The 13,415-nt window shown below is 60.5% G+C and carries 10 protein-coding genes; 1 reads left to right on the top strand and 9 read right to left on the bottom strand.

The features are described 5' to 3' along the window. Window positions 1-50: 50 nt before the first annotated feature. The 8 genes from J1G33_RS26355 to J1G33_RS26320 all read right to left on the bottom strand — a co-directional run bounded on the left by J1G33_RS26355 (window position 51) and on the right by J1G33_RS26320 (window position 11,318). Entirely contained in the window at window positions 51-791 is a 741-nt protein-coding gene (locus tag J1G33_RS26355) for a molecular chaperone (RefSeq protein WP_032880326.1), read from the bottom strand. A gap of 75 nt (window positions 792-866) precedes the next feature. Continuing rightward, the gene (locus tag J1G33_RS26350) at window positions 867-1,469 is read right to left on the bottom strand and encodes a fimbrial protein (RefSeq protein ID WP_003192447.1); all 603 of its coding nucleotides are present in this window, start codon (window positions 1,467-1,469) and stop codon (window positions 867-869) included. Between the two features lie 197 nt (window positions 1,470-1,666). Further along, window positions 1,667-2,314, bottom strand: a complete 648-nt coding sequence (locus tag J1G33_RS26345; RefSeq protein WP_032880328.1) for a response regulator — start codon at window positions 2,312-2,314, stop codon at window positions 1,667-1,669. Window positions 2,315-2,337: 23 nt separating this feature from the next. Then, entirely contained in the window at window positions 2,338-5,511 is a 3,174-nt protein-coding gene (locus tag J1G33_RS26340) for a hybrid sensor histidine kinase/response regulator (RefSeq protein WP_223019067.1), read from the bottom strand. An 80-nt stretch (window positions 5,512-5,591) separates the two neighbouring features. Then, complete coding sequence (locus J1G33_RS26335) at window positions 5,592-6,785, bottom strand: EAL domain-containing protein (protein WP_223019066.1); 1,194 nt, start codon at window positions 6,783-6,785, stop codon at window positions 5,592-5,594. Beyond that, the gene (locus J1G33_RS26330) at window positions 6,772-9,570 is read right to left on the bottom strand and encodes an ATP-binding protein (protein WP_223019065.1); all 2,799 of its coding nucleotides are present in this window, start codon (window positions 9,568-9,570) and stop codon (window positions 6,772-6,774) included. The genes J1G33_RS26335 and J1G33_RS26330 overlap by 14 nt, the downstream gene beginning before the upstream one ends. Window positions 9,571-9,627: 57 nt before the next feature. After that, a complete protein-coding gene (locus J1G33_RS26325) occupies window positions 9,628-10,611 on the bottom strand; it encodes a fimbrial protein (RefSeq protein ID WP_103733816.1) in 984 nt (327 codons plus the stop codon). Between the two features lie 23 nt (window positions 10,612-10,634). Next, window positions 10,635-11,318, bottom strand: coding sequence for a molecular chaperone (locus tag J1G33_RS26320; RefSeq protein ID WP_248090275.1), 684 nt, complete (start codon window positions 11,316-11,318; stop codon window positions 10,635-10,637). A gap of 204 nt (window positions 11,319-11,522) precedes the next feature. Between J1G33_RS26320 and J1G33_RS26315 the strand changes: the two genes are divergently transcribed. Then, window positions 11,523-12,044, top strand: a complete 522-nt coding sequence (locus tag J1G33_RS26315) for a chemotaxis protein CheY (protein ID WP_148853603.1) — start codon at window positions 11,523-11,525, stop codon at window positions 12,042-12,044. A 15-nt stretch (window positions 12,045-12,059) separates the two neighbouring features. On the opposite strand, the gene J1G33_RS26310 is transcribed toward J1G33_RS26315, so the two are convergent. Further along, window positions 12,060-13,265 carry a DUF1835 domain-containing protein gene (locus J1G33_RS26310; protein ID WP_223019063.1) on the bottom strand — a complete coding sequence of 402 codons (1,206 nt, stop codon included), beginning with the start codon at window positions 13,263-13,265 and terminating at the stop codon, window positions 12,060-12,062. Window positions 13,266-13,415 lie beyond the last annotated feature (150 nt).

Genomic DNA, 13,415 nt, shown 5'->3' with positions numbered 1-13,415 from the left:
CGGGCACGCAAACACGCACGCGAAGTGAGCCTGTGGGTTAGCGAAAGTGCTTAGGGGTTGAGGCGCGATTCAGTCGCATGCGCCGGTAGCGCAGTGCCGCTGGACAGCGGCGCGCTGTAGTGATTCTGCGCGCCGTAGTCATTGATGCTGGAAAACGACAACTGCACCGGCCCGCTGGCAACTGGAGCACTGAGCGCAAACTGTTTTTGTTCGCCTGGCGCAATCATGGTGGAGTCGCTGGCCAATACCGCCTGCACTTTGATGTCGGCCATGGACACGTGGTACAGCGTCGGGTTTTTCACCTGCAACAGGGTTTGGCTGCCGTGTTTGACCAGCGTCCATTCAAGCTGCGCAGGGGCTTGCAGCGCACTGCCGGTGAGGCCTGCAGGGCGGTAAAAAATCTTGATCCGTTGGCGTATAGCCAACTGCAAAGTGTTCTCGGCTTCGCTGGCCTTGGGGATTTCCTGCACGTTGAGCCACACCACCGACTCGCGGTCCGTGGGCATGCCGGTGCCTTCGTACAGGATTCGCAGCAGTTGTTGTTCCTTGGCAAATACCCGCGCCAGGGGCGGGGTGACGGCAAACGGCGCGCGGCTGGCGCGGGCATCGTTCATGTCGACCCAGGATTGAATCAATACATCCTGGTTACCGTTACGCACGGTAATGTTGGCTTCCTTGTGGTCACCGTCAAACACGATACGGGTGGCATTCAATGAAATGCTGGCGGCGGCCTGGGTAGCCATGAGCAAGCCCAGCAGCCCCAGACATGCGGCGATAGAACGAGGCGGCATGAGGGTTATCCGGTGTAATCAGAAGACAATGGCGAGGCCGCAAGGCCTCGCGCGTTCGGTGCCCGGGGCGCCGAATTATTCGTATTGCAGGATGAACGGCAGGGTGGCGTCACCGCGACCGGCGGTCGACGAGCCCGCCGCTGCGGTGGTGACGTAGGCGGCCGCGAAGCTCAGGGTGGCGTCGCCGCCTTCAGTACCGGCACCGTGCATGGTGCTTTCAATGCGTGCGGTGCTTGGCGAGCTGAGGTCAATCAGACCGCCCTTGCTGTCGAGCAGGGCAATACCGACGTTTTGTGCAGTGGCCGAACCCGGGTTCAGGGCCAGTACCTTTTTGCCGGTGACCAGGCCCGAACCGCCGTTGTTGGCGTCAAAGATCATGGCGACCTTGGTGCCCTGGTTGCAGTTGACGTTCAGGTTGAAGTCTTTGGCGGTCACGCGACCTGCGGTCGGGTTTTCCGCGGTGCCCATGTCCTTGATCGATACGTTGCCCATGTCCACCGAAATGGTGCGGTCGGAGTTGGCGCCGTCCACCGAGCAGGCATCGTTATTAATGACGCCGGTGAAGGTGATTTTACCGCTGCCGCCCAGGGTTGGCGTCGGAGCAGGGTCCACGGCAAATGCACTGCCGGAAGCGGCGATAATGGCCGAGGCGATCACAGCCAGGGAAAACTTCTTCATGATGATGTCCGTAAGTGTTAGTTGAAAAGTTTGCTGTTGTTGAACTGCGAGCAAAGAGTAGGCGACGAGGCGGCGGGAGCGAATAAGACGATTCTTATAAGCGCTGGCGTGGGCAGGTTATTTGTGCTGTTGCAGCGGTGAAAGGCTTGAGAATAAAGGGCAAAGCCATTGTCCAGGAATGGCTTGCAAGTTATGCGTTAGTTGAAGATGTTACGTTCCAGGCAATAAGCAAGTAGATCCTGGTCGCTGCTGACTTCAAGTTTGCGCATGGCCGATATCTTTTGTGCGCTGATGGTCTTTGAACTTCGGTTCTGGCGGCGCGCAATGTCACTCACGCTCATGCCGGAAATAAACAGGCGCAGGATCTCGAACTCTTTGGGCGACAAACTGGTAAAGCGCTCGTCAATTGCCGTGAGGGTCTCTATCACCGAGGTCTTTGGCGGCTCCAGGCTGCGATAGTCGCTGTCCTGGGCGATCGCCTTGAGTGCCAGTTGAATCTCGGTATGCAACTGGCTTTTCTGGATGATGCCGACCACGCCCAGCTCTTGCAGGCGGGTGAGGATCAGGTGGTTGGAGATCATGGTCAGGATCAGGATCTGTACCTGCGGGAAGTGTCGTTTCAGGTACTCCACCAGCTTCAGGCCATCGCCATAAGGCGAGTCGCCCGGCATGTTGTAGTCGGTAATCACGATGTCAGCGCCTTGATGCTGCAACAGCTCGATCAGGCCGGCCGAACACACGGCCTCGCCGACGACTTGAAAGCGCATGTCACGCTCTACCAGTTCGCGAACGCCCAGCAACACGATCGGGTGATCGTCGGCGATTACCACGTTGAATTTTTTCATAAAGGGCCGTCCGTAGTGCCAGTTCAAGTGAGTGAAGAATGCCCGGGCTGGAGAGTCTCCAGAACGGCCGACAGACGCCGCATCACAGTCTTCACCTTGAGCTCAAGCGTTGTGTCGAGGCTGCCGCGGTCAAGGGCGCTTTCCAGTTCGATGCACGCCTGGGCCAGGCTGAGGGCCTGAACAGCACCCAGGGCGCCGGCGATCGAATGCAGCAATTGGCCGAGGTTGCGGGTATCACGCTGTGCCAGAGCCACACCGATGCGCTGTATGTCCTGCTGCACGCTGCTGATGAACAGCGGGCGCATCTTGTCCGACAGTTGCACACTGTCGTCGAATACCGACGCGGCAGGCTCAACCGGGGGCTGGACCTTGCACAGCTTGATCAACTGGCCACGCAGGGTTTGCAGGCTCAAGGGCTTGACGATCCAGGCGTTCATGCCCACCGCCAGGCAACGCACGCCTTCCTCACGCATCGCATTGGCGGTCACGCCGATAATCGGCAACTGAGGGTCATGTTCGCGCAGGATTCTGGCCAGCTCGTACCCATTCATCAACGGCATATTCACGTCGGTCAGTACCAGGTCGAAAGCCTGGCGTTGCCACAATTGCAACGCCTGCTCGCCGTTGGCGGCCAGGCTCACTGAGCAACCGAGTGCCTCCAGCTGCTCCTTGATGATCGCCTGGTTGACCGGGTTGTCCTCGGCCACCAGGATGCGCAGCCCCAACCGCCCCGCGCTTTGTGGTCGGGTCGGCGTCGGCTGCTCATGCTTGCCATGCTGCGCCAGTGACACGGTGGCGGCGAGGGCGCGTACGTCGTGCAGATCCACCACCCAGCCTTGCGCCGTGTGCAGCGGCGGGCTGTGCGCACCCGGCAGGCACAGCACGCGCTGGCCGACCCATGGCCTGGCGGGCTCCCTGGGCAACAGGTCCACCAGCACTGCATGGTGGTTGTCTTTGTCTTGGGTGGTCGCCGCCAGGGCGGCGGTAATGCCTAGGCGGTTGAGCCAGTCACTCATCGCCTGCGCCAGTTCGCGTACCGGTGCCTGTACGTATACCGGCGTCGGGCTGGGTTCGATCAGCGGCAGGTTGGTGAGTGTGCCGCCACACAGCGGCAGGCGCATTTTCAACGTAAAGCTGCTGCCCAGCCCAGGCTCGCTGACCACACGGATCTCGCCGTCCATCATCTGCGCCAGCCACCGGCAGATCGGTAGGCCAAGCCCGGCGCCACCTTCGCTGGCGGTGTCCGGCGCCTGGTAGAACACATCGAAGAGCTTGGCCTGCTGCGCCTCGGGGATGCCTACGCCCGAGTCGGTGACTTGCCATTGCAGGTCGACATGATTGGCGTCGCGCCCCGTCACCCTGGCACGAATCACCACGCGCCCGAAATCGGTGAATTTGATCGCGTTGCTGACCAGGTTATTGAGAATCTGGCGGATGCGCATCGGGTCGCCCATCACGCAGTCCGGCAACTGCGGGTCAATGCAGCTATAGAGCTGCAGCCCCTTGCGCTGGGCGAAAGCGGCGTAGGTGTGCAGGGTGTCTTCGAGCATGTCCAGCGGGCAGAACTCCACAGCTTCTATCGCCATTTGCCCGGACTCGATCTTCGAGACATCCAGCACATCGCTGATCAGTTGGAACAGCGTGGCGGACGAGCGCTGGATGGTGTGAAGGTAGGCCTTCTGGTGTGGGTCAAGGTTCGTCAGACCGAGTAATTCGAGGGTGCCGAGCACGCCATACAGCGGCGTGCGGATTTCATGGCTCATCGTTGCCAGGAACAATGTCTTGGCCTCGCTGGCCGCATCGGCGGCGTGACGCGCTTCCTCCAGGGACTGGGCATCTTCGATATGCCGGGTAATATCGTTGAAAGCGTACAGGCGCACGTTTTCAGCCTGATAGCGGGTCGACACAAAGCCGATCTGCAGGTGCCGGCCCTCGATCTCCAGATGCGTTTCTCCGCTCTCAGCCATGTCGTGCTTACCGGCCATGGCCGCCACCAAACGTGCGGTACCCGGCCATTGCTGGGCCCGCTGGTTTTCGATCAACACCTTGCCATCGCTGCGTCGCACCACGCATAACCCGGTGGGGGCGGTGTCGATGATCACGCGGCTGAATGCCACGCTTTCGGCAATGCGTTCGTGAGCCAGTTGCGCCGGCGTAATCACCTGGCGCCGATACCAGCGACTGCCGGCCCAACCCAGGGTGATCAGGCTGAATAGCAGCAAAGCCAAGGTGCTCAACGGCCACAATGCGGAGTGAAAGAAGTGCGAGTAGTTCAGGCCATAGACCGCGCTCCAGGGCTGGTCGCCGGCCTGGGTTATCTTGAATTCAATGCCGTTGGCCGTGAAATGCACACCGTCGCTGAGCTGCGCCTGGATGGTAGGCCCGATCAACCGGCTGCCGTCAGGGCCAATCAGGGTGAAGCGATCAAACGCCGAGTGATTCAATGCGCGCTGTACATCGTCGACCTGCGACACGTCGAGCAGGGTGCCGATCACTGCCTGGCCCTGTGCGTCGAGTGGCAGGCCGATGTAGGCCAGCAAATATTCGGGTTCGGGTCCGGCCTGCCAATACACCCGATTCTGCTCAAGCGGCTGCGGTGTCTGTGCGAGGATTTGCTGCACAGCGTTGACTCGCGCCACGGGGTTGTCGGTATCCTCGGGGCTTTCCCGGTGCTGATAGCCCACGGACGGAACAGTGATGGTGTAGTTCGCCTGACGATTGAGCAGAAAGGTTTGCGGCGCCTCGTACGGCGACGAGGACCAGAAGGCGCTGTAGTAACTGGTCAGGTGCGCGCCCAGGGCAAAAATCGGCGGTCTGGCGGCGGCGCCGATCTGCTGTTCATCGAACTTGATGCTGAACGGTACCGAAAACGAATACTTCTGGCCTTCGTACAACGTGCGGCGGTTGTCGACCATGCGGCTCTTGAGGCTGATCTGCACGTGGGTGGCGTGCAGCAGTTCGGCCTGGATGCCGGGATGCGTCAGGCTCTTGAGGTAGGTTTGCTGATCTGAGAGATTTTCCATCAGTCGCGCAAAGTGAAAGCGCATGGCGCCGTACCGGATTTCGACGCCCCTTTGCAGAGACCAGTAATTGGTCAGTACCAGTAGCAAAGCAATTCCCATCAGGACCATCAAGCCCTTGTTCAGGCGCAATGAGCTGCGGGTAAAGGCTTCGAGGATCGCGTTGTTGTGCTTCATCAGGGGGTCCGCAGGCGCAGGAAAAATCGGCACTGGATGCTGCTTACTCCTTTAAAGGGCAAGTAATCCGGGGCCGCCAGCTAGTGAGATGTCGCGGGGCCATCATTGTTCAGTAGTTGCTGAAATTGGTCCGAAGACACGGCGTGAGAGATCAGGAAACCCTGCACCTGATTGCAGTCGATTTTGCGCAGCAGCGCCAATTGCTGCGGGGTTTCCACGCCCTCGGCGACCACCGTCAGACCCAACTTGCGGCCCAGCGCGATAATGCTCGCCAATGCCTGGGCGATGCCTTCGTTGTCGTGACTGCCCTGCACCAGTGCCTGGTCGATCTTCAGTTCGGTAAAGGGCGTGGACACCAGATTGAGGTAGGAGCTGTAGCCCTTGCCGAAATCATCCTGGGACAAACCGAACCCCTTGATCCGCAATCGGCAGGCGCCGGCGTAGAAGTTGCTGATGTCCTGCGGCACCGAACACTCCATCAACTCAAAGCAGATCATGCCCGGGATACCATTGTGGTGCAGCACGAACTCCAGCAAACGGTCTGCCAGGTCATGGCTGTTGAGCAAGTGGGTCGGCAGGTTGATCGACACTGGAATTTCATAGCCGCGCTGGCGCCAGTGTTCCTGGGCGTGGATCGCTTGCTTGAGCACCAGCCACAACAGCCGCTCCTCCAGTTCGAACGCCTTGATCGCCGGCAGGAACGCGGCAGGCAGCATCACGCCTTGCTCGGGGTGCATCCAGCGCACCAGGGCTTCGGCGGCGACGATACGGCCGTTGGCCAGGGATTTTTTCGGCTGGAACCAGGCCTGGAACTGGCCGCTGCTCATGGCCTGCACCAGCGTGTGACGGTCGATGTCCATGTGCTCTGGTAATTCGGGGGCAGGCTTGCGCACCCTGTTTCTGAGTTGGTTGACCAGGGTGCGCAAGGCCTCGGCGTTCACGGGTTTGGAAATCAGGCCAATCACTTCCACATCGAGGTTTTTCGCCACCAGGCTGGCCGCCATCAGCATGCGTCTCGACGCCGCGCTCATGATCGCCAGCGCCGGCTTGCAGCGCAGGCTGGCCAGGCACTGGATAAACTGCACGCCGTCCATGCCGGGCATCAGCAGGTCGGTCAGTACCAGGTCGAAGTCCCGCTGGCGCAGGCGCTCCAGCGCTTCTTTGCCATCCTCGGCGGTTTCGAGCAGGAAATCTCCCAACTCGCTGAGCAGGTTCTGCAGGTAGATATGCTGCAGGGGATGGTCCTCGACAATCAGAATACTAAGGGGCTTCATGGGGGATCCGTGCATAAGGCGCCAGGGAGTTGAATAGAGCCCGCAACGCAAAGGGTTTGACCAGGCAATGGTTCATGCCGGCGGCCAGGCACAGGTCGGCCTCGCCGCGCATGGCGTTGGCGGTGGCCCCGATAATCGGCAACGTGCAGCCCTGTCGACGCAGTTCACGCGCCAGTTCATAGCCGTTGATATGGGGCATGTTCACATCCGTCAACACCACGTCGAAATTGCCGGCGGTGTAGAGCTGTAACGCTTGCTGACCGTCGGCCGCCAGCTCCACGGTGCAGCCGAGTTCTTCGAGTTGATCACGCAAAATCAGCTGGTTGATGATGTTGTCCTCGGCCACGAGCAGGTGCAGGTTGAGTTTGTTCAGGTCCCGCCGGTGCGTTTGCTCATCGGCGCGGGCCACCCATAGCCCTTGCGCCTGGCTCACGGCCTGATGAATAGCCCCCAGGTGGTTGAGGTTGACGTGCCAGGCGCCGGCGTCGGCTTCTACGCCGGGGCAGGCGTTGCTGCTTACGTGAATCACCGGCCCGGGCCACTCGGGCACCAGCAACGGGTCGACGCTGCCGGGGTGCACTTGCAACAGCAGATGCGTGTCCGCCAGCGTCGGCAAGCCGGCCTGGGCCCTTGCGCCCCAACGGCGCAACCAGCCGGCGATCGCGTTTGCCAGTTCCGGGATCGGCGAGGCCACGTAAATGGTCTCGGCCAGCAACGGTGTCATCGGTGCAACAGATGCTTCCTCCAACGGCAGGATCAGGCTGAAACTGCTACCCAGGCCGAGTTCGCTGACCATGCGGATATTGCCGTTCATCAACTCCGTCAGACGCTGGCAAATCGGCAGGCCCAGGCCGGTGCCGGCAACCACATTGGTATTGCCTTCACTCTGGTAAAACGGCTCGAAGATCATCGCCTGGTCTTCCTGGGCGATACCTTTGCCGGTGTCTGAGACTTGCCACAACAGGCTGGAGCGTTCGCCGTCGCGGCCCAGCACTTTGACCCGCAGCACCACGCGCCCATAGTCGGTAAATTTCACCGCGTTGTTGAGCAGGTTATTGAGAATCTGGCGGATGCGCGTCACGTCACCGATCAGCCGTTCCGGCAACTTGGGATCGAAGCAGGCATACAGCTGCAGGCCCTTGGCGTGGGCCGCTGCGGCGTAGCCCTGGATGATTTCATGCACAAGGTCCAGCGGCGAGAACTCGCTCATCTCCAGTGCCAGCTGCCCGGCTTCGATCTTTGATACGTCCAGCACATCGCAGATCAGTTGCAGCAAGGTCGACGATGAGCCTTCGATCGCCTGCAGGTAGTCCTTTTGTTGTGCATCCAGTTGCGTGCGCGCCAGCAGTTCCAGGGTGCCCAGCACGCCATACAGCGGTGTACGGATTTCATGGCTCATGGTCGCCAGGAACAGAGTTTTTGCCGCGTTGGCTGCGTCCGCCGATTGCCGCGCCTCTTCCAGCGCTGCCTCGACCTGCTTGCGCGCACTGATGTCACTGAAGGCGCAAAACAGTACGTCTTCGCCTTTGTAGCGGGTCGGTGCACTGCTCAGGTACAGGTGACGGCCGTCGATGGTTTCAAAGTAGTCACTGCGCTCGGAAGGTCCGTTGGCAAAGGCTTGCTCGATCCAGCCGGCGCGCAGCGCCTCGCGCTCCGGCCCGTTACCCAGCCATTGCTGGGCCAGGGTGTTTTCCAGTACCACCTGGCCGTCGGTGCGGCGCAGCACGCAGAGGGCCACGGGGGCGGTCTGGATCACATCGCGGCCGAAGGCTTCGCTTTCAATCAACGCCTGGATGCGATGGATCGACGGAATGATGAAACGCTGGTCGACGCGGCGCATCACCAGCCAGATCAGTGTCAGGCTGAACAGGCAGAACAGCAGCGAACCGAGCAGCTGTTTCCACAAGCCGGTGACCACCGCACGCAGGTCGATGGAGTACATCAACTGCCACTCAGAGGACTTCAGGTGTTTGCGAATTACCAGATGGTCGGGTAGCCAGCCGTTGCCGACAAAACCGAAAAAACTGTCTTCGCCAGGCCTCAGGTGTTGCTGGCTCAACTGTGTATCAGTGCTGTTGGTGAACACCAGCATGCCCTGGGAATTGAGCATCATGAACTCACCGGCGCTCTGGTCGCTGAGTGTCGAGGAGACTTCACGGCTATCCATCTCCAGGCCGAGCCAGCCGGAGTCGCGATCACGCTCGTCCAAGCGGATGAAGATATACAGGTGCGAGTGCTGTTCAGTCCTGTCGCTCAGCCAAAGTTCGTTAAGCGTGGCCGGGTCGGTGTGCTGCAGGGCCTTGAGGCGGTTGAGCATGCATTTGGAAATCGGCAATACCTGCGGGGTGGCGTCGTAAAGGCGCATCACTTGCGGGGTGGGGCCGGCGTTGACATAGAGCAGGTTAAGCTGTTTGGCCTTGAGGTAGTCGCGCATGCGTGCGGTCAGCCAGATGCTCCACTGGTTGCCTGATGTGTCGCCTAATTCCAGGTGTTGTTCTTCGGCCGAGGACGGATAGACCCTGGACTGCTTGCGCACTGCCGACAGGCTCAGGCTTTCGAGCAGGGCTTGGCGGTTGGTGAAAAAGGTATGGGCTTCGGCAATGGCGCTGCTCATGTAGCCGCGGCGCTGGGAGATGTCGTTGTTGAAGGTCGACAGCAAAAAGGTATAGACCCCGCTGAGGATGCCTACCAGCAGCACAGTCGCAAAAATACGAAGCAGCCTTCTGGCTGCTTCGGGTCGGGAGAGGACGGGGTTGATCTGGAGCAGATAACTTTTCAATCGCATCGGCAGACTTTACGTCTCGGCCTTTGCCGGTGGCATAAGACGATCCTTAAAAATCACCTACTTGTAGTACATATCCACCACCACGGCAGCGTCGAACGCTCCGGGAATCGGTAGGGTGCGCCACTTGAGGTCGGCGCGGAATTCATCGTGGCTCTGGCCCAGGCCCATCAGTTCCTGCAGCGTGAACCAGTTGTTGAAGGGCAGTTGCTGCTGGCTCTCGGCGCGAGACAGCGAGATGCCGACTGAGCTGTTGTTGTCCGGCACCAGCAGGCCATTGTTCACACTGCCGCCGCCCGGCGTGGTGGCGAAGCGTGCGCTGACGGTATAGGGCGTGTCGCAGCCCTTGCGCAGGTTCAGGCTGAAGTTCGCGCTGCTGGCGACTTCACCGATCGAGGCCTTGCGCGAGGGTGTGGGGAAGTTGACCACGCTGGGGCTGATGGTCAGTTCGGGAGTGCAAGGCACGAAGCGGATATCGTTCATGCCGGTGACCACATAATTGAAGTTGCTGTTGGGTCGTGAGTTGAGCCCGCGCACGCCGTCCAGTTGGAACACGCGGTAAGAGGTCAGCGTGCTGGCCTGGCCGCTCGGTGGCGTGGGGTCGTACTTCTCGATGAACACGCTGAAATTGAGGGTGAAGCGCGCCTTGTCCCAGCCCACGCAGTTGGACAAATTGCAGCCTCGGTCGGAGAAGAAACCGGTACCGACCTTACCGGTGCTTTGGGTAATCGGTTGGTTGTTATAGCGAATGCCCACGCGAATCCCGGTGCCGATACTCACGCTGGCCGGGTTGACGTAGAAATACACTTCCTCACGGCCGTGGAGGTAGTCGTCCTTGCAGATGACATTGGTCGAGCGCGGGCCGGATTCCCAAATGATGGTGCCGTTGGGTGCATCGGCGGCGACGGCCAGCGCCGTGCCCAGCGCTTCCTGGGTGATGATCGAGTTGGTGCCGTCCTCGCGGCAGGCCAGTGCGTAGCTGGTGGCGGGCAAGACCGCGCAGGTCAACACCAGAAGCGGTAAACAGCGTTTGGTCAGTGACATCGGTTCAAATACCCCGTGTTTTATCAGTTGAGCGCCGTGCTATGACGGGCTTGCAAACCGATATCGGTGATTTCGGTGAAGTGGAGGGTGGCGCCCTTGGGCACAGCGTCGAGCGCGGTCAGGGTTTTGCGTTCATGGGGCTTGAGCAGCAGGTAATCGCTGAGCGTCTGGCTGTCGATTCGCAGGTTGACCAGCGACACGTGGAAGGCGCTGGGGTTGTTGACGGTTACCGTGCGCCCGTCGCTGCTCCATACCAATTGCTGCACCGCCTCGGCCGAGCCGCCCTGGAGTGCGGGGGGCCGGTAGAACAGCTTGAGCCGCTGGCGGATCGCGAACTGCACGCTGTTGGGGTCTTCGGGCTTGAGCGGGATCTCCATGATATTGAGCCAGAACAGCGATTCGCGATCGCTGGGCAAGCCCTCACCGGCATACAGGATGCGCAGCTTGTGATGCTCCCCGGCGCCCAGTTGTACCAATGGCTCGGTGGCGGCAAAGGGCACGGTGCGGTCGGCTGATTCGTCCTCGCCGGTGATCCAGGTTTGCACCACCACTTCCCGCGAGGCCTGGTTGACCACGCTGATACCGGCGGCCTTGTCCTGGCCGAAATAGATCAGGCGGGTGCCTTCAATCTTCAGCGCCGCATCGGCAGGCGGGGGCGCAAGCACCAGGAGGCCGCAGGCGAGCAGCACCATTCTGAGTAGAAACATGAACACGGCAATTCCATGGTCGGGTGAGGGAACGCAGCTCATGGTAGGTGGCGAGTGGCGCGAAGGCTTTGAGGCGATTCTTAAAAGTACGGTGTGCCCCGGATTGCCGTTTCAGAATCGCCTTAAAGTCAGGGTTCACCCCTGACGGTTAAGTTGTTCAGCGTTGAATGATCGACGCTGATGCCCAACTGTCAGGTTTACCCTATGTCCAATAAAGCGTTACGCCTTCTGATTGCCGATGCGGAGCTTTTGCAACGGATCAAGATCGAGAAAATGCTCAACCAGCTGGGCTATCACCGCATCGCGCCGTTGAGTTCGTTCGACGAGTTGCAGGCACTGACACGCTCGGGCGTTGTGGCGTTTGACCTGCTGATCATCAACACTGCGCTAGTGCACTCGCGGCAGGTCAACCTGCTCAAGTACTGCCATGACAACCCGTTGATCCGCCACACGCTGATCTATGACGGGCAATGTGCGCAGCGCTCGGTAGTGTCGGTTTCGGTTAGCCAGACCCTGCACCTGTCGTTGTCACAGTCGCCAGACTTCACCTCCCTGCGTCGCTGCATGGAAATCGTCGATCCGGCACACAGTTCTCCGACCGCTGACTGGCCCATGCTGCGCGCCGTGGACGGCCGAGCGCCCCAGCCTTCGATGAGCCCGCGGGCGGTCTACCAGGGCGACCCGACTGTGGTGGCATGTGCCGTGGGGTTGTTTCCCAAGCGCTGATCGTATAGCGCAGCATCAGTCACGCCAGACGGGCAGATCATCAAGGCCCAGTGCCCAATGAGGTTGCCGTGGCCGCAGACACACACCGCCGACCCAACGCTCATGGCTGGCGTGGTCCAGCCAGCAGGCGTCGCCGTCCAGCACCTGCTGCGCCAGTGGCGTCAACGCCAATACGCGGCGCGGCCACTCCACGCCCGTTTCGGACTCGATCAGCAGCGGCGCCGCCCCATCAATCAATGGGCGCAGCAGCGCATGGAACATCATGTCGCCCAGGAAAGGCAGTGGCTCGCGCTTGGCCATCAACTCGGCAAACACCCGGCCGAAAGGCACAGGCCCGGCCTCGGCGATATACCTCAGGGACAAACGTTCAGTCAGCGACAAACCGTCCTCGATACCCGGCAACTCCTGTAGCTGGCGCCGTAACGCCGGTGCCAGAAAAGGCAGGGCAGGGTGATTGCCATGGGCCAGTTCCGCAAGCTTGAGCGGTGAGCTGTCGCAATAAGCCGACCAGGCCCGTTTGGCCAATTGCACTGCGTTGTCGTCGATCAAGCGCCGCTGCGGCCAGAGCCAGGCCAGCACATCGGGGGCCAATTGGCCTATGCCGATAAATCGCTCGACCCCGGGAATGCGGTCTGCCTCAATCAGCTCCAGCTTGCGCGGCGCCTGTTCAAGGCCGGCCAGGGCGCGGACCAGGAACAATTGATCGTAGGCGTCCGCCTCGCACCACAGCACACTGTGATCGGCATTGGCCAAGGTTTGTAGTTGGTCGTATTCATCGTTGACGCGATGCGCAACTTCAGTGGAGTCAAGGGCAAAGGCCTGACTGATAAAGGTACTGCGCATCGCGCGGAACGCTTGGCTGGGCAGTTCACGCACTGGCCCCATGCACAACGGGTCCGTGAGCATCCGGAACTGGCCCTTGAACCCGGCCAGTTGCAGGCTGTGGGCAATATCATTGCCACACCGCCAATGGGTGGTGCGGGATTCATCGCTGGCCTCGAAACCAGGGTGGCGGGCGGCAAAGTCAAGGACGTCGACATGGGCCTTGAGCTTGGGCCAACTGGCGAAGCCCAGCTGTTTGGCGACCTGCCATTGAGCCTGGGACAAGGTTGCGCTGGGGTCTTGGCTTTTCAGACGCGACAACAGTTCCTTGGCGCGCTTGCGCTGCTGCTCAAGGTTGAGGCGGCCGTCGGTGTTTGAGGCGAAAGGGCGTTGCGACATACGAGCTCCTTGTTCGAACCTTTTCCGCTTTAAGGTTGGGAGTCGTAGAAATGAGGTAGAGCTGTGATGTCCTGGGCGCAGCCCTTTCCGCGGAAGGTGGCGTAGAGAGCGCCAGGCGGCAAATATAGGCAGCATTGCTATTCGGCGCAA

Origin of the sequence: Pseudomonas sp. P867, assembly GCF_019891455.1 — a bacterium.
GTDB classification, from domain to species: domain Bacteria; phylum Pseudomonadota; class Gammaproteobacteria; order Pseudomonadales; family Pseudomonadaceae; genus Aquipseudomonas; species Aquipseudomonas synxantha_A.
This window is presented reverse-complemented; position numbering and strand designations above follow the sequence as displayed.